This window comes from Pseudoruminococcus massiliensis (assembly GCF_900291955.1).
Taxonomy (GTDB): domain Bacteria; phylum Bacillota; class Clostridia; order Oscillospirales; family Acutalibacteraceae; genus Pseudoruminococcus; species Pseudoruminococcus massiliensis.
In genome coordinates, this window is record NZ_OLMR01000001.1 from 180,833 (window position 1) to 199,719 (window position 18,887).

12 protein-coding genes and 1 pseudogene are annotated in these 18,887 nt (G+C 37.3%); all 13 read right to left on the minus strand.

The window, feature by feature from the left end:
- Positions 1 to 96 precede the first annotated feature (96 nt).
- The 13 genes and pseudogenes from miaA to C9914_RS00860 all read right to left on the minus strand — a co-directional run bounded on the left by miaA (position 97) and on the right by C9914_RS00860 (position 18,884).
- Positions 97 to 1,038, minus strand: a complete 942-nt coding sequence (gene miaA / locus C9914_RS00800) for a tRNA (adenosine(37)-N6)-dimethylallyltransferase MiaA (RefSeq protein WP_106762783.1) — start codon at positions 1,036 to 1,038, stop codon at positions 97 to 99.
- Positions 1,039 to 1,045: 7 nt separating this feature from the next.
- Complete coding sequence (mutL, locus tag C9914_RS00805) at positions 1,046 to 3,121, minus strand: DNA mismatch repair endonuclease MutL (RefSeq protein WP_106762785.1); 2,076 nt, start codon at positions 3,119 to 3,121, stop codon at positions 1,046 to 1,048.
- Positions 3,122 to 3,217: 96 nt separating this feature from the next.
- Positions 3,218 to 3,655, minus strand: a pseudogene (locus tag C9914_RS00810) (GNAT family N-acetyltransferase); the annotation flags it as partial.
- Positions 3,656 to 3,800: 145 nt separating this feature from the next.
- On the minus strand, positions 3,801 to 4,778 hold the full coding sequence (locus C9914_RS00815; RefSeq protein ID WP_022264938.1) for an aldolase catalytic domain-containing protein: 978 nt from the start codon (positions 4,776 to 4,778) through the stop codon (positions 3,801 to 3,803).
- A 161-nt stretch (positions 4,779 to 4,939) separates the two neighbouring features.
- On the minus strand, positions 4,940 to 7,543 hold the full coding sequence (gene mutS, locus C9914_RS00820) for a DNA mismatch repair protein MutS (protein WP_106762787.1): 2,604 nt from the start codon (positions 7,541 to 7,543) through the stop codon (positions 4,940 to 4,942).
- Positions 7,544 to 7,768: 225 nt separating this feature from the next.
- Positions 7,769 to 8,182: a YlbF family regulator gene (locus C9914_RS00825; protein WP_022264940.1), complete on the minus strand. Its 414-nt coding sequence runs from the start codon at positions 8,180 to 8,182 to the stop codon at positions 7,769 to 7,771.
- Between the two features lie 14 nt (positions 8,183 to 8,196).
- Positions 8,197 to 9,612 (minus strand): tRNA (N6-isopentenyl adenosine(37)-C2)-methylthiotransferase MiaB, encoded by a 1,416-nt coding sequence (gene miaB, locus C9914_RS00830; RefSeq protein WP_242972028.1) that lies wholly within the window; start codon positions 9,610 to 9,612, stop codon positions 8,197 to 8,199.
- Between the two features lie 329 nt (positions 9,613 to 9,941).
- Entirely contained in the window at positions 9,942 to 12,074 is a 2,133-nt protein-coding gene (locus C9914_RS00835) for an RNA degradosome polyphosphate kinase (protein WP_106762788.1), read from the minus strand.
- 14 nt (positions 12,075 to 12,088) lie between these two features.
- The gene (locus tag C9914_RS00840; protein WP_106762790.1) at positions 12,089 to 13,651 is read right to left on the minus strand and encodes a Ppx/GppA phosphatase family protein; all 1,563 of its coding nucleotides are present in this window, start codon (positions 13,649 to 13,651) and stop codon (positions 12,089 to 12,091) included.
- 318 nt (positions 13,652 to 13,969) lie between these two features.
- Positions 13,970 to 14,506, minus strand: coding sequence for a DUF5662 family protein (locus C9914_RS00845; protein WP_106762792.1), 537 nt, complete (start codon positions 14,504 to 14,506; stop codon positions 13,970 to 13,972).
- Positions 14,507 to 14,581: 75 nt separating this feature from the next.
- Positions 14,582 to 14,830, minus strand: coding sequence for a preprotein translocase subunit SecG (gene secG, locus C9914_RS00850; RefSeq protein ID WP_106762793.1), 249 nt, complete (start codon positions 14,828 to 14,830; stop codon positions 14,582 to 14,584).
- A 140-nt stretch (positions 14,831 to 14,970) separates the two neighbouring features.
- Positions 14,971 to 16,326 (minus strand): Sapep family Mn(2+)-dependent dipeptidase, encoded by a 1,356-nt coding sequence (locus C9914_RS00855; protein WP_106762795.1) that lies wholly within the window; start codon positions 16,324 to 16,326, stop codon positions 14,971 to 14,973.
- A 26-nt stretch (positions 16,327 to 16,352) separates the two neighbouring features.
- The gene (locus tag C9914_RS00860) at positions 16,353 to 18,884 is read right to left on the minus strand and encodes a YfhO family protein (RefSeq protein WP_106762797.1); all 2,532 of its coding nucleotides are present in this window, start codon (positions 18,882 to 18,884) and stop codon (positions 16,353 to 16,355) included.
- Positions 18,885 to 18,887: the final 3 nt, after the last annotated feature.

Sequence of the window (18,887 nt, forward strand, 5' to 3'; positions counted from 1 at the left end):
TTACCTTATGATTATACTACATCATTTTCCGATTGTCACGATTTTTGACATTTATTATAATATTTGACGGATTTTTGTTGTCAATTAAGACTTACTTTAGGAATATTTTAAAAAATTCCATTCATTTATCAGCCTTTCACTCTCTGAAAGAATATCAAAGCAATCGCACTCTAAAAACTTTACATCTTCACATCGTCTGAACCATGTGAGCTGACGCTTTGCATAGCGTCGGGTTTCCATTTTGAGTTTTTCGACTGCATCTTCAAGAGAACATTCGCCATCAAAATACGGCTTAAATTCCTTTATTCCAATAGCCGCCGAAGCTGTTTTTCCTGGGTTTTGATTAAAGAAAGCTTTTGCTTCATCAAGGATTCCTGCTCCAAGCATTTTATCAACACGAAGATTTATTCTGTCATAGAGCTTTTGTCTATCCTTATAAGTAAGGCAGATTGTTAGATAATTATATGGCGAAGGCTTTTCTTTTGAGCGTTTCATCTGTTCGCTCATTGTTATTCCTGTATTTCGATAAATCTCAATCGCACGAATAATTCGCTTACCATTATTAGGGTGAAGTGTTGACGCAGTTTCCGGGTCGAACTCTGCAAGCTGTTTAAGCAGGATTTCTCCGCCCTCTCGCTGATATTGTTCATTAAGCTCTGCACGAAGTTTTTCGTCAATCTTTTCTTCGGAAAATGTTATATTTCCAACAAGAGATGAATAATAAAGTCCCGTTCCACCGACAAGTATGGGAAGTTTTCCTCTTTCGTATATCTCTGCAATGACCTTATGGGCAAGCTTGACATAATCTGAAACGCTGAAAGCTTCTCCTATCGGTAAAAAATCTACAAGGTGGTGCGCTATTCCACGAGCCTCTTCTTTTGTAACCTTTGCGGTCGCAATATCCATACCCTTATAAATCTGCATTGAATCACAGGAAACTATTTCGCCGTTATATCTTTCGGCAAGTTCTACTGAAAGCCCTGTCTTGCCCGACGCTGTCGGACCTACTATGCAAAGAAGCGGTATCTTATTATTCATATCTTAATCATACCCTCATAAATCTTTTTTCGAGTTCGTGTCTTGTCATTGTAAAACAAATCGGTCTGCCATGCGGACAATATTTTACATCAGGATTTTCCATAAGCTCCTCAACAAGAGCCATAAGCTCTCCCTCACTGCTCTTATCACCAGCCTTTATTGCGGCTCGGCAAGCAACATTCTTATAAAGCCAATCCATCTTCTCGGTCATAATATCTCGCTTATTTTTTGCAAGATAGCCAGCCATTTCTACAACAGTGTCGGATATATCGTCACGCTCAACAATCTGAGGTGCTGCTCTGACTACAACCGTACCCATTCCGTAATCGTCAATCTCAAAACCTGCATCTTCCATAGCTGAAAGGTTATTTAAAATTGCGTCATATTCGGTTTTATCAAGCGTTACTGTTATAGGCTCAAGGAGCATTTGAGCATAATTTTTGCCACAATCACGCCTTAGCTTTTCATATAAAAGTCTTTCGTGAGCGGCGTGTTTGTCAATAAACAGAATTGCATTGCCTTTTTCAAGAATTATATATGTTGCAAAGGCTTCGCCTAAGAATTTCATAGGAGCATCAGACTCGCTATCAAGCCTTACACCTGCTATACTCAGAAAAGAATCAATAAGCTTGTCCTGATTTTTTACAACGGACGGCTCATTATCTTCTTGTAATATAGTCGGCTTGTGAGATGTTTCTTCACCTTCTGTAACAGCTTGAATTTCTTGCTTTTCGGGATTTTCTATTTCTGATTTTGCCTTTTCTAATTTTTTACGAACGCTTGCCGTATATGGGTCAACTGTAACGCAATCAGAAACCATTATCGGAGAAAAGCTTGAAGGCTCAGGCATAAATATTTCAGGCTCATTTTTATCTTCTTCAAGATTATCAAACTCAACACTTTTTTGAATGGATTCTTTCTTTAAATCTCCTTTAAAAACCGAATCCTTTTCAGAAATTTTCTCAGACTTTTCAACAGGTTTTGCTGCTTTCGGTTGATAACTAAACTTTAATTGCTCGTTTTCAACCTGTGTGGCTGTTTTTTCTAAGATTTCAGGCTTTATAGGTTCTTCCTCTTTTATAGGAGAGCGGTTATCTCCACTTAAAAGTGCCGATTTAACTCCATGATAAACCGCATCGAAAATAGGTCTTTCATTAGTAAATCTTACCTCAAGCTTTGAAGGGTGAACATTGACATCAAGAGTAGAATAATCCATGGTCATATGCAAGACACAGCCTGGAAATTTTCCTGTCATTATATTACCCTTGTATGCTTCTTCAAGTGCCGCCATAGCTGTACGAGTTTTTATATATCTTCCATTTATAAAGAAAAGCTGCATACTTCTATTGGCACGAGATGAAATAGGACGGGTTATATAGCCTTGAAGCTTTATACCCTCGTGTTGATAATTCAAAGGAATAAGCGTTGATGTGAAATCCTTGCCAAAAACTGAAAGAATGGCATTTTTAAGGTTATCATCACCTGGAGTTTTCATTGTTTGCTTGCCGTCACGAATGAATGTAAAGGATATTTCTGGGTGTGAAAGTGCTATTCTATCAATAACTCCAGAAACGCTATTTGCCTCGGAAACATCTTTTTTTAGAAATTTCATTCTCGCAGGAACATTATAGAAAATATCACGAGCGATAATTGTCGTTCCTTTTGGACAACCTGCATCGTCAATTTCTATCTCGTCACCACCATTAATTTCATATCTTGTTCCGATTTCCTCATTCTCTCGGCACGACAACATAGTGACCTTAGCAACAGCGGCAATAGACGCCAACGCCTCTCCTCTGAAACCAAGTGTTCCTATTGCATCAAGGTCTTGTTTATCATGAACTTTACTTGTTGCATGACGCAAAAATGCAGTTGGAATATCTTCTCTTGCTATTCCGCAACCATCATCGGTAACTCGCATAAAAGTAATTCCGCCACGCTGAATTTCTACGGTTATATGTTTAGCACCCGAATCTATTGAATTTTCAACAAGTTCTTTTATTACAGACGAAGGTCTTTCTATTACCTCACCTGCGGCAATCAGCTCTGACATATGCTTATCTAAAAGCTTAATTACTCCCATACAACTCACCACCAATTTTTAAGGCTTGTATTTAGAGCTTATTTCAAGCTCTAAGCATTTCCAGTCCTCATTAAAAATATGATAAAATTCTGTTTCATTTAACTGAACATCTTTAAAACCTACAGACTTATAACAATAATAGGCGGATTCATTATTTTCAAATACGCCTAAGGTGATTTTCTCAACCTTTAGTATATCGAAAGCATATTTTATTGCAAGCTTAAGCATTTCCTTACCATAACCCATACCACGCTTTGTATCATTTACAATTACAAAGCCAAAACGGAGTGTTTTCTTTTCTTCATCTGTGAATCTCATGATAAGATGTCCAACTACACCCGTTTCATCAAATGCTGTCATTTCATAAAAATTATCAGCATAGGCAAAATCGTTATAGTGTTTATTCATATCATCGGCTGTAATCGGAAATTTATCATATCTATCCGCACACCATTTACGAAATGAAACTTCATCTTTTATCCACTTAACGATATGCTCAGCATCGCAGGCTTTATATGGACGCAATCTTATCATTTCGGATTCCTCCTATTTTTTCTTTTGATAATGACAATCGCATACAGTGCCACCTCTTGCAAGTGTCTGTTCTCTATAACTATCTTGATTTTCAAGCTTAAAGCATCCTTAAATCAATAACGCAAAACCATATCGTTAAACAAGCTTAGATGTTGTTCTCCAAAAGCTCAAGGTACATATTGGAATAGCCTGTCTTATGCTCTTTGATAAATTCAATAGCTGACCTTGGGTGCTTGTTAAGTCTGCCTGTAAGGAGGTAAGGAACATCATAGCCCCAGACTACGCCGTCATCTCTGAGTTTTTGAATGTGTCCTTCGATAAAGTCAAGAAGTGGAATAAGATTATACTTAGGGTTCTTTAGGAAACCGAGGAGAAGCTCCATATAGCAGTTGCCTGCACCTCTGCCCATACCGCTGACTGTTGCGTCAAGGTAGTTTACGCCGAGTGAAAGTGCTTCTATTGTATTTGCAAAAGCGAGCTGTTGGTTATTATGTGCGTGCATACCAATTTGCTTTCCATACTTATCGCCAACTTCAAGATACCTCTCAGAAATTGCTGCTGTCTGTTCAGGGTAAAGTGAACCATAGCTATCAACGATATAGATTCCATCAACGCAAGAGCGACCAAGAATATCAAGTGCTATATCAAGGTCAGCTGTATTTGCGTTTGAAATAGCCATGATATTTACAGTTGTTTCATAGCCCTTATTGTGACAATATTCAATCATTTCAATTGCAGAAGGGATTGTATTGAGATATGTTGCAATTCTGTACATATCAACAACAGAATCCTTTCTGTCTATGATGTCTTTTTTGAAATCAGTTCTGCCAACATCAGCCATAACTGAAATCTTCATATCAGAATCATTTTCGCCAACAATATTTCTTATATCCTCTTCATCGCAGAACTTCCACTTGCCAAACTTATCAACATCGAAAAGCTCTTTAGAAGCACGATAACCAAATTCCATATAGTCAACGCCAGCTTTGATATTTGTCTTATACAAATCTCTTACAAAATCATCAGTGAAGTAGAAATTGTTTACAAGTCCGCCATCTCTGATTGTAGCGTCAAGAACCTTTATCTCTGGTCTGAATGATACGATTTCACCTTTTTTACCCATTTTTATAATCCTCCATAAATTCGGAAAGCCCTTTGCTCTCCTTAATTTTATTATTTCTGCAATTCCTTGCAGTTATATAACTTATCTACCTAAAAAAACAGATATTATAAGCTTTGCTTAACTATTTCCAGTCCATAATATTCTCATCAATAAAGTCAGACTTATTTTTCAGCAAGAGCAATAAGCTTGACAAGAACATTCATTGCTTCTATTGGAGTTAATGTATTTATATCTGTACTTCTCAGCATTTCACGAATTTCATCTGCTTCTGGAACAAGTGAAAGCTGTTCTTCAGTTTCTTCTGACTCTGCTTGCTTTTTTGGAGCGTCATTTTTTCCACATTCAAGTTCTTTTAGGACAAGCTTTGCACGATTTATAACGCTTGCTGGCAAGCCTGCAAGCTTGGCAACCTCTACACCATAGCTATCGTCAGCAGCACCTCGAACTATTCTTCGCAGGAATGTAATATCATCTCCACGCTTTTTAACAGCAATATTATAATTCTTAACGCTGTCAAGGTTGTCCTCAAGCACTGTCAATTCGTGATAGTGTGTTGCGAAAAGCGTTTTTGCACCAAGCTTTTTCTTATCTGCAACAAATTCAAGAACCGCTCTCGCAATGCTCATTCCGTCAAAGGTTGATGTTCCTCTGCCTATCTCATCAAGAATAAGTAAGCTATCCTTTGTGGCATTTTTCAGAATATATGCAACCTCGTTCATCTCTACCATAAATGTAGATTGACCTGTTGTCATATCGTCAGATGCACCTATTCTTGTAAAAATACTATCGCAGATTGATATTTCCGCAGATTTTGCAGGAACAAAGCTGCCTATTTGAGCCATAAGCACTATCAAGGCTACGCTTCTCATATAAGTAGATTTACCTGCCATATTTGGGCCTGTTATAATTGCAACACGATTTTCTGCTGAATCAAGTGTAACATCATTCGGTACAAACGGCATAGTTTTTAAAAGTCTTTCAACAACAGGGTGTCTGCCGTCTTTTATTATGATTTTGCCGTTTTGTGTTATATCAGGCTGACAATAGTTATTGTCAAAGGCTGTCTGTGCAAGCGAGGCAAGTGTATCAAGCATAGCAACGGCTCTTGCTGTACTTTCAATCTGCTCAATATGCTTTGCAGTCTGCTTTCTGATTTCCTCAAAGATGGTATACTCAAGTGCAAATGAACGCTCTTTTGCTCCAAGTATTCTTCTCTCAACTTCCTTGAGTTCTTCTGTTATGTATCTTTCGCAGTTTGTGAGAGTTTGCTTTCGGATATAATCATTCGGAACTGAATCTTTATATAAATTCGTAACTTCTATATAATATCCGAAAACACGATTATAGCCTACCTTTAGTTTAGGTATGCCTGTGCGTTCTCTCTCTCTTGATTCTATTCCTGAAAGAAGCTCTGCACTGTTATTCATATCATAACGAAGTTCATCAAGCTCTTTATTACAGCCCTCCTTGATGATTCCACCCTCACGAACTGAAAACGGCGGACTTTCAACAATGGAACCTTCGATTAAATCCTTCAAATCTTCAAGAAGATTAAGCTCTGAAAGCTGCTCTTTCATAAGTGTACTTTCAGAATTTTTGATAGCCTCTTTTATTTCAGGAAGCTTATTGAAAGCTGACAGCAAAGAAATTAAATCTCTCGCATTAGCCGAACCATAGACTATCTTTGTCATAATTCGCTCAATATCAGGGATTCCACCGAGAGCATCTCGCAAATCAATTCGCATCTGAACATTGTCAAAAAGCTCTGCAACGGCATTTTGTCGGCGTGTAATTTTGCCGACATTTACAAGCGGTTTTTCAATAAAGCTCTTTAAAAGTCGTTTACCCATAGAGGTTTCGCACTTATCAAGAACCCACAAAAGCGAACCATAACGCTTTTTTTCGTGCAAAGTTTCGGTAAGCTCAAGATTACGCTTTGCTGAAAAATCAAGGCTCATATACTCACTCTCAGCAAAGGGAATAATCTTTGTTATTCGTTCTAAGCCTGTCATCTGTGTTCTCTCAAGATAGCCTAAAAGTGCCGCAGACGCAAGCTTACTTTCCTTAGAATATGAATTTCCTAACATATCCTCAATAGCATCATCAAAATGCTTTTTAAGGGTTTCATTAGCGTTGTATTCGTCAAAGTCTGTATCGTCAAGTGCTTCTACTGAACAAACGATTTTTTCTTTGAGAAATGGTACAAGCTCTTTAAAACTGAGAACTCCTGTACTGATTAGTATTTCTTTTGGAGAAAATTTCAGTAATTCGTCCTTAATTGAGCGAATTATATCCTTACCCTTTACAGTTGATGCAACAAATTCACCGGTAGATGTATCACAGAAAGCAAGTCCAGCTATTCCCTTTTCACAGTATATACAGCCGATATAGCTATTCTGTGTTTCATCGAGCATAGTAGGCTCTATAACTGTACCTGGTGTTACAACTCGGATAATATCACGCTTAACAAGTCCTTTAGCCTTTGCAGGGTCTTCTGTCTGTTCACAAATTGCGACCTTATAGCCCTTTTGAACTAACTTGGCAATATATGGCTCACAGCTATGGAAAGGTACTCCGCACATAGGCGCTCTTTCTTCTTGTCCACAATCTTTGCCTGTAAGAGTTAAGTCGAGTTCCTTTGATGCGGTTATGGCATCATCAAAAAACATCTCGTAAAAGTCACCGACACGATAGAATAGTAGTGCGTCCTTATTTCGCTCCTTGACCTCAAAATATTGTTTCATCATAGGCGAAAATTCTGCCATTGCTATCACCTCCTTAAGTTATTTACCTTTTTCACCATCAGGGAACCCCCTGCGAGGGTTCCCTACGAAAAACATTCCACTGGAATGTTTTTCTACCCTCCTGCGCTTTGCGGAACATAAAGTATTTCGCTCTCTACGGAGAGCGACCAAAGGCTCTGCCTTTGGAAACCGCAAGCTTTTGAAAAAGCTTGTGCAAAACTTTTAAGTATAATTAGACAAGTTTGGTCACGCACCACAGCCACCGCAGGTTTCGCAGCTGCCTGAGCAGCTGCTCTGTGTATAATCTGCTGTTTCTGGGTCTGCTCCCTGTGCTGACTGATTGATAATTGCAAGAACTCTATTTACAACAACATCAAATTCTGCCTTAGCCTCATTATAAGCTATCATATTTTCGTTAGACATAATGATTGCATAAGCGTGACGCATTTCTGCGTTGAGCTGCTGCATTTTTTCATCGCTTCTATCTGCCTTTGATGCTTCATTATTTATTGCCATACGCTTTAAATTAAATTCGCCAATAGCATTCTGAAGTTCTTCGTCTTCCTCGCTCTGCTGTCTTGCAAGCTCAAGCTTGAGATAAAGCTCGTCTTTCTGAAGCTGTCTGCCGATTTCTCTTGCCATTTCTATTATATCTGCCATTTTTAAAATCTCCTTTATACTAATTTTCCTTTTAATATCCAGTTTCTTGCTTTTGTGACCTCTACATTTTGGAATGTTCCTATGAGGTCTTCACTGCCTTCAAACTCGACTATTATATTTTCCTCTGTTCGAGAGGTAAGCTCGCCATTTGGCTTTGCACTCTCGACAAGTACCCTATATGTCTTTGAAACCATAGATTCACAGCGTTTTGCGGCAATCTCTTCTTGAACCTTTAAAAGTTCGGAGAACCACTTTGATTTTTCTTCATATGGAATCGGGTCGTCCATTTTTGCAGCTGGAGTGCCAACTCTTGGAGAGAATATGAATGTAAACAATGAGGTATATTCAACCTCTTTGATAAGGCTCAAGGTCTGTTGAAAATCTTCATAAGTTTCACCAGGGAAACCTACTATAATATCACTTGTAAGAGAAAGATTCGGGATTTTCTCCTTGGCATAGTTTACTATCTCCATATAACGCTTTCTGTCATAGTGGCGGTTCATAAGCTTTAAAATTCTGTCACTTCCTGACTGGAAAGGCAAATGAATATGGTTGCATATCTTATCGTGTGACGCAATAACATCAATCAATTCATTTGATAAATCTTTCGGATGTGAAGTCATAAAGCGAAGTCTGAAATCGCCGTCAAGCTCAGCTATATCTGCCAACAATGACGCAAAGGTCTTTTTGCTTTCGAGAGTTTTTCCATAGGAATTTACATTCTGTCCGAGAAGTGTAATATCCTTATAGCCTGCGGCAATCATATCACGAGCTTCTTGCATAATTACTTCTGGCTCACGACTTCTCTCTCTGCCACGAACATAAGGGACAATACAGTATGTGCAGAAATTATTGCAGCCATACATAATTGAAAGCCAGCCCTTGAAAGTTCCGTCACGCAAGGTTGGTATATTCTCATGAATTATTCCATCATCATTGCCACGAGCAACTATTCTATGATTTTCTGTAATTGTGGAATATAACAGCTTTGGGAAATTATGAATTTCGTGTGTTCCGAAAACAAGCGAAACAAACGAAAAGCTCTTATAAATTCTCTCTGCTATATGTTCCTGCTCCATCATACAGCCACATAATGCTATAATCAATGATGGATGACGGCGTTTTATATTTTTTAATGCACCGACATTTCCGAAAACTCTATCCTCGGCGTGTTCACGAATAGCACAGGTATTAAAAATTATAATATCTGCTTCGTTTTCATCTTCGGTAAAGTCACAGCCCATTTCTTTGAGCATTCCCTTTAGCTTTTCGCTATCAGCAACATTCTGCTGACATCCATATGTTCTGACAAGAGCCATCGGCACTTCGCCTCTTGCACGAAATTTAAGAATATCGCTCAAGAGTTCGGAATATTCGTGAATCCCGTTCAAATCAGCTGTGTTAAGATTTTGATTAAGTTGATTATCCAAAATGAACTCTCCGTTCCTAAAAATATTGCAAAAATAGACCTTATAAAAGGTATTCCGTATTATTTTATCACAATCAGGCTTTTTCTTCAAGGGTTTTCAAAATTTAGCAAATTGGTATGTTTAATGTTAAGGGCTTTGCCCTTAACACCCACGAGGGACTCCGTCCCTCGACCCTGCGAGCCTTTGAAAAGGCTCAAGCGAAACTTTTAATTTTTTTAGAAAAGTGCATTAGCTAATCGGTAGTTCACTGAAAAATTTCCCGACCGCATCAACTTGATTCTAAAAAATATTAAAGGCGTGAAGATAATCCCCACGCCTTTTTATAGCTTTTAGTTATTTTCGCTTTCTTTTGGCACAAACATTGGTTGTTGCCTATCGTTCTTGACTTCTTCTAAAGCCTCTTTTGCAAGTCTGTAAAATTCAAGCTGTGAATTAAGCGGTTGTTTTCCTCGCTTATCAATCATAACATATGTCATATCACTTTTTTGAACTCTTGCATTTATAGTATCGTTCATCATAATATCGAGCATACCGAAAACACGCTTTTTCAAATCCTCATCTTCAACTGGGAAAACAAGCTCAACTCTCTTATCAAGGTTTCTCTGCATCCAGTCCGCTGAACCAATATATACAACTGGTTCTCCGCCATTCTCAAACTTAAAAATTCTACTATGCTCCAAAAGCTGACCGACTATACTTATTACAGTAATATTCTCGCTGACACCCTCTATTCCAGGGATAAGACAGCAAATTCCACGAACGATAAGTGTAATCTTGACTCCCGCTCTTGAGGCATCATAAAGGAGTGAAATCAAATCTGGGTCAACCATTGAATTAACCTTGATTATAATGCCTGATGGAAGGTCATTCTTGGCATTTGCTATTTCTCTCTGAACCATAGATTCAAAGAATGTACGAAGTCCGAGTGGTGCGACATTCATTTTGAGATATTCAGGCGGTGCAGAATAACCTGTAATAACATTAAATAATGATGATGCGTCACGACCGAAAGATTCACGACAAGTGAACATACCAATATCTGTATAGAATCTTGCGGTAATATCATTATAGTTACCTGTTCCAAGGTGAAGATAACGGCGAATACCGTCTTCCTCTCGGCGCACAACAAGCAAAATTTTGCAATGGGTTTTAAGTCCCTGCAAGCCGTAAATTACATGGCAACCAGCTTTTTCGAGCTTTTTCGCCCATACGATATTATTTTCTTCATCGAATCTTGCTTTAAGCTCAACAAGTACTGTAACCTGTTTGCCATTTTCTGCGGCACGAATCAATGCGGCAACAATCGGAGAATTTCCGCTGACACGATAAAGTGTTTGCTTGATAGCAAGAACATCTTCGTCCTCTGCGGCAGCCTGAACAAAACGAATAACCGAATCAAAGCTTTCAAATGGGTGGTGTACAAGTCTATCCTTTTCACGAATAGCCTCAAAAACATCATCATATCCATAGAAATCTGCTGGTGGTGTCACTGGTTTAATTGGCTCAAATCTTAAATCGTCACAACCCTTGATAGAACCAAACTTTGATAAAAATGTTAAATCGAGCGGTCCTGGAATTTCATAAATTTCGCCCTCATTTACTTTGAGCATATCTACAAGAAATTCTCTTAATGCTTGGTCACACTTTTGGGCAATCTCAACTCGGACTGGTTCGCCTCTCTGACGCTTTTTGATAGATTTCTCAATAGCAACCATCAAATCCTCTGCTTCTTCGTCAATATCAAGGTCTGAATCTCTTGTAAGTCTGAAATCTGCATAAGCTTCAATAGTATAAAGCTGGAAAAGCTTATTGAGGTTATTCTTAATAATATCCTCAAGCATAACAAAGTATCTGCCGTTCTCGCTCGAAACCTCAAAAAATCTTGGAATAATTGACGGAACTTGAACTACTGCGAAAGCATCTCCGCTATCCTTTGCAAGTCTTACTGCGATATTAAGTGTCTTATTTGCAAGGAATGGAAATGGACGACTTGTATCAACTGCAAGTGGAGTTAATACTGGAAAAAGCACATTATCAAAATAGCTATCGCACTTTTCTTTGAGTTTATCGTCCATATCCTCATATTTTAAAAAGAAAAGCTTGTGCTTTTTAAGTGCAGGAATTATTGAACGGGATAGGCATGAATATTGCTTATCCATAAATATATGTGTCTTTTCTATAAGCTTCTCAAGCTGTTCGGCAGGCGTAAGACCAGAGGGGTCTTTCTTCTTATAACCAGAATGTACCTGGTCCATAAGTCCTGCAACTCTTACCATAAAAAACTCATCAAGATTAGAGGCAGTGATTGCAAGAAACTTAACTCTCTCCAAAATTGGATTTTCTTTTTCGTGTGCTTCCTCAAGAACTCGATAATTGAAATCCATCCAGCTTAGTTCACGATTATTGAATGGATAGCTATTTTCTTTATCTTTTTCCTTTAGCTTTTTAATCTTATCTGACACAGCATTCTCCCCCTTTATTTAAAAAATGGTGTTTTTACTACAAGTCTTAGTTTTATTCCAAAAACATCTTCAAATAGTGTTGTACACTCGCTAAATGCCCACTTTTCAAGATGAACATTTTTATCTGTTTCAGCATAAACTATAAGCTCGTTTTCTTTAAGCTTTAGGCTTATATTATCGAATTTGCAGTTTTGTGATTTATCTAAGGCGTTTGCTACGCAAAGTATCGTGCAAAGCTTTGTTACAACAAGACTATTTTTATGAGAAAGATTTTCGAAAGGCTCTGTTATATCTATCATGTGCATTTCATCAGTACTTGCTGTTGTGGCAATAAGAAGTGATTCTTCTGCAGTAAGTCCATAAAATTCTGTATTTTTCAGAATATCATATGTACCAAGAAGTTTGTGATGTGTATTTATGAATGAACCACTTTCATGCAATATGCAGGCAAGCTCTAAGATAAGTCTGCGTCTTGCATTAAGACCATGAAGCTTCTTGAGTTTATCAAATATAGCAAGAGCATATTTGCATACGGCTTCATAATGTTTGCTATCACAGCCATAATGCTTTGCTAAAGCTCTTGCACAAGAGGCCGCATTCTTTGCAACATGCTCTTCATAGCTATTCTTTTCAGATTTAAGCAAAAGCTGTACCATAAGTGCATCAGATATATGAGTATCTACTGCGACAATTTCATTTGCCTTTGTCAGCTTTAAAAGATGTATGTAAAGTGCAGAGGCTGTGTAGAGAAGCTCTGCATCTGCAGCTGTTATATTAAATTTTTTGCACATATCATTAAGTGGCATTTTTCTTAACTGATTATAAAAATTCTCTATTGCTTCAAGCTTTATCCGATAATTTCCATTAGTAGATTCTACACCACATTGTTTTGCAATAGTTCTAACCATTGAGCCAGACAAAACTATATTGTTTATGCCCTTATTGACATTTTCATATACAACCTTATCAAGAACAGAATCTATATATTCGTCAAGAGCGGTATAGTATTCATCAAGAGTTCCATCGTCCATATCAAGAATTTCCATAAGCTTCATTGAACCTATGGAAAAATTTCTTGTATATTCCATAATACCCTTTTTATAAACAGAAAGGGCGATACTTCCTGTTCCGAGATATGAAATGAGTGTATTTGCAAGACTGCTTTCATCAATACCTGAGCGTCTTATAATTTCATTGAAAATTAAGCTTTTTGCTCGGTCAAGGCCAAAGACCTCTATATTTATATCATTTCTGATTTTAAGCTGGTCGATTACAAATTCACGGTTAGTTGCTTCTCTGAAAACAGAAGTCGCAACAGCTTTATACTGTGTAATACCGTATTCGTTCATAATTCTCATGAAGCCATCGAGAACCTTTGAAATTTCCTTAAGGCTTTCAAAGCTGATTTTCTTTGTTACGAAAACCTCATGACCAAGATTAAGAGGATATGATAGTGTATCTACAAGCTTTATTTCACCAAGAGAAAGGCTTGCTACCTTCATATTTACAGATTCCGAACCAATAGTTATAACAGCGGCAATATTTTTATTTTCCTTTACATTTTTTCGTTTATTCACAAAAGAACCCCCTATCTATGGATATAAGCGTTATTGTTTTTATTATATCAGTTCGACAAAATTTCCGCAAGCAAAGCTTAAATATTTTACATAATTTTACAAACTGTTTACTAAGTGGGATATATATATATTTTATTAAGCAAATACATAAATAAAAAATGGCGGACAAAGTCCTCCATTTAAAAGTAAGAAAAGTTAAGGGCGTTGCCCTTAAAACCTACGAGGGACTCCGTCCCTCAATCCTTCGAGCCTTTGAAATGGCTCAAGCGAAACTTTTAATTGTCTAAGATAAGTTTATTAGCTAAGGGGAAGCAAGGATTATTTTTTCTTTCCAAGAATTTCTTTTCTTATATATGCAAAGGTTTCGTCCTCGCCATTATCTCTTAACATTATTAAAAGCTTTTCAAGCAAGACCGCTGTTTCCGGGTGAATCATATAGTGGTCTTTTGACCTTGAATAATAATTGTAAGCATCAGCATCGGTATACTTATCGCCATTATAATTTTTGCTTGCGGCAACCCTATCACAGAACATCTCTATAACATATTTTATAGGCATCTTTAGACCTGCCATCTGCTTACCTTTATCAAGCGAATAATCTATCCAATATTCAAGATGATGTTTATTTCTGCCTTTATGATGAAGCCAAGCATAGCTTACACCCTTATCTTCTCTTTCAGCATCGTTTGGACTTCTTGTTCCTTGATAATATTTCACACCTGCCCAAAATTCTGTCGGAGAATATTTTGACATATCATGCAAGAGTCCTTGTTTATATAAGCCAGCCTTAAAGCAATGTTTCATAACAAGCCATTTATGATGATTTATTGTTTTTAAATGCTTAAAAAATTTCATTTTATCACCTATTATAACATAAAAACGGCACAGCCTACAAGCTATGCCGTTAAAATCTTTATTATATTTCTATGATTAAGAGAAGAATGCGATAGCATTAAGTGCTATAACCAAGAGGAAGAATACAATAGCAATTATTCTTGTCCATCTTGCAAGGAAAGAATCGAGTGAGCGTGACTTGTGCTTTGAGTAGAATGTATCTGAGCTTCCACCCATAATAGCACCCATACCCTGTTGATGTCCCTCTTGAAGCATAATGATAATAACAATCACAACTGCCAAAAGAAGAAGAACTGCACCCAAAACGATTTCCCAAATACTCATTGATAATTTCCTCCTAAAATCTATAAACAAAAATAAGTAAATTCATTTCAATAGCTTTATTATTTTATCACAATAGCGAAAATAATGCAAGCACTTTTTTAACTTTTATTTATAAAATTCGGAAGAAAATTCTAATTTTCTTATTTTGTCGCGAGGTTATACATAGCCTCAAGGCAAATTTGTGCATGGAGGAAGAATTTTTCTTCGTCCATACTTTCATCAACAGCATGGATATTGCATTCTTCGTTCATAATCGCACCAAATGCAACACCTCTGTTTTGGAGAGTTCTTGCGTAAGTGCCACCACCTGTCGAGAAAAGATTGGCTTCTTCGCCTGTTATAGTCTTATATGCGTCCTTGAGAAGTCCGATAATCGGAGCAGTTTCAGGAACATAAAGCGGAGGATTATTTGCTTTAATCTTAATCTTCAAGCCATCATATGCGGCACGCTGACGAATTTTGAAGATAATATCATCACTATCAGCTGATACTGGGTATCTTATATCGAGAGTAGCTTTCATATAAGTTTCGCCAATATCTACTGTGCCGACATTTACTGTCAAAGCTCCTGATTGTTTATCACTACACTTGATTCCAAGTGAAAAGCCATCTGTTTCAAGACCGACAGCATCATCAAGAAATGCACAAAGACTACCAAGAACTGTTTGACCAAAATTAGCAGCAAGAAGTCTTATAAGATTGGTTGCTGCATTAAAGCCAAGCTCAGGAGTTGAACCATGAGCTGCCTTGCCCTTTGAAATAATCTGCATACCGTCTATTGTGTAATCGAAATCATAATCGCCTGGTTTTGCATCAGCAAAACGGCGGAGCTGATGGTCTTCTGTTTCGGAGCAATCTATAAGTGCATAGGCTTTTGCTGCAACTGCATTGATTGCGTTTCCTGCTTTCATAGCAGTAAGAGTTTTTGCATTGTTTTCGTTAGAGTAAACCTCAATTTGGAGGATACCCTTTTCAACATTACAAATTCCGTATTCAAGGTCTGGAGTAAAGCCCATATTCGGAAGTGGCTGTTTTGAGAAATATCTATCCATATCAGCCATACCAACTTCCTCAGAAGCACCGAAAATAGTACGAAGTCTGCGTTTAAATGAAACTCCACTATCCTTTAATGCCTTTAAGCAATAAAGAGCAATTATTGCCGGACCTTTATCATCGGCTATTCCTCTGCCATAAAGTCTGCCATTATTTCTTGTGAGTGCGAATGGTTCAACACTCCAACCGTCACCGCTTGGTACTACATCAACATGAGAAAGTACAGCGGCTATTTCGTCACCCTTACCATACTCGGCATGACCTGCAATGTCATCAACATTCTCTGTTGTGAGTCCCATTTCTTCCGCTCTCTTGAGAATGAATTTTAATGCCTCAGACGCATCTTCCTGACTTTTTGACGAAACGGACTGTATCTTTAAAAGTTCGTCTAAATCTTTTAAAATATCTTCCTTATAATCAAGAATTTTTTCACCAAAGCTCATAATATCACCTATCCTTATTTAATATTTTATTCTAAATCAGATTCATTATTTTTGTCTTGAGAACTATTTTCAGGTTCTTTTTCGATTTCTTGTGGAATATTCTCCTCGACCTCTGAATTTGCGTAGCTGGAAATATCTATCTCATCTGTTTCAATATTATCTTCAGAAAGAGCATGTTTTCCCTCTTTTTTCTTTTTAAGCTTTGTAGGAATAAGCATATAAGCTATAAAAACAACTACGCAAGCACCTGTTACACCTAAACCAAGTGTGAAATTAGGTGTTTTATAATCAAAACGAATTTCACATCTTGTATTAGCAGGAACTCTTACAGCCATAAAGCCAACATTTACCTTTTCAATATCGGTTTGCTTACCATTTACATATGCTGTCCAGCCCTTTGTGTATGGTACGCTAAAGAATACAAGCTCATCACTATCCTTTGTTGTGATGTGGGAAGTAAAGCCACCATTATCAAACTTTGTGTCTGTGCAAGTAAGCTTATTTCTATTCTCGCAATCCTTCTTATATTCTTCTTCGGTATATTCATACTTATAGATATTCTTTGCCTTAGTAAGAATATCACCATATTTTTCAGCTTGCTCATCTGTGAGAACCATAGCTTTGAGCAAGAGCAAGTGACGGTTAGATTCGGAACACTGTTCATACTGTTTTTCTGTAATATATTCATCATAGGTGAAACCATATGGAATATAGCAATCATTTGTATAAACATCAAAATTATTCTGTTTATTGAGATATGTCCAGTATGGCATCTTTGTTTCCTTTGTGACAACATTTCTGAATTTGCCATTGTAGTTAAAGAGATATTTGCAAGAAAGGAAACTTCTTAAACCGTAATAATCTGCCTCAGGTCTTGATGCAACTGAACGCTCTACACCGACAGATTCATAAAATTCCATTATAGAACCCGGCACAACGCTCTGGAATGCCTGAATAGTAGGAATCTGCCAGAACATACCCATATTATCCATACAATCATAGAAATCCGAACGAACATCCTTTATGTCATCAAGCTCTAATCTATTACCACCATCAATAACATCTGAAATTATAAAATCACTCTTATATTGTCCCTGGTCTTTACCTGTGCCAACAATATAGAGGGAATAACCTGCGCAGAAGATTGAAAGCAAAATAGATGTAACCTTCATAAAGTTCTTATTCTTATTTTTCCAGAGATAAAGTACAATAGTTGTAAGAACAAGTCCTATAAGTGCAAACGCAACATAAATCCAGAAGCGTTCAGGATATTCCATTAAACCATAGGTCGTAGTTTCTATACCGTTGACCTTCTCTGTCTTTGGCATAAGCCCGATAGCTGCTGCTATACCTACTGTAATTCCGAATGTAAAATTCAGACCATACTTGAAATTTGCTCTTTCACTATCAAGACAAAGTATAGTCGCAAGAACCATAACAAGTGTAAGCATATAATACCATCTTGCATAATATGACGCATTAAACAACTGGAATGCGCTATTTAATATCGGAACTAACGCACAAAGGAAAAGCATTGGAAGCAGATATTTCAACCACTTATACTTTTTCTTTCTAAGCTTCATAAAGCTGAATACGCCAACCATACTGAACATTGGCAGATATGCCGCAACAGAAGCCCATTTTGCATTTGAATCCGGAGTGAAGTTTGGTCTTGCTGGTAAATCTGGCGGGAAGAAGAAGGATTCTATAATATGCATATATCTCTGCTCCCAACCATATAACAAAGCACTCCAACCACTTGGTGAATTTGATATACGAGGATTTTCTGTTATAGTTGCAAGCGTTGGCAAGAAAATAAACGCACTTGCCGCAAAACCAAGTACTGCCTCAAAAATAATTTGAATTAACTTTTTAAAAGTAAATTCAAAATCTCCACAAGCAAGCTTTACTAACCAATAAAGAATCGCAAAAACCGCTTGTCCTGCAAAAAAATAGTAGTTTATAGTACAGCTTAGAAAGGCTGTAATTACAAGTACGCCCTTGCGTCCTGTATACATAATTTCGTCAACCGCTGCAAGAAGCAGTGGAAATGTAATCATTGCTTCGTGGAAATGATTAAAGAATATGTTATAAACTCCAAAGCCTGAAAATGCGTAAAGTATGCCACCTATAACTGCATAGTCTTTATTTTTGACATATCTTTTCAAATATACAAAAGCAGAAAGTGAACAGCAAGCAAATTTCAGAACATACAGTGGTCCCATAAGATGCGGTACAGCTGGACTTGGGAAAAGCATTGTCAGCCAAAAGAACGGACTTGCTATCATATAAAAGCTATATGAACCAACTATATCTGCTCCAAGGTCTGTGGTATTGCTCCAACCAAAATTTCCGTTTTGAATAGAATCATGAATCATCTGATAAAACGGTATCTGCTGAACATTAAAGTCGCCGTAATAAAGAAAATATCCTTTATCCATTATAATAAATGGAAGAAAAAGCACTATTGCTATTATAGCAGGAATTAAAAATGCTTTTAGATAATAATGCCCCTTTTTGTTGCCGAGGAGCGTATTCTGAGGAATGTCGTTTTCCATTTT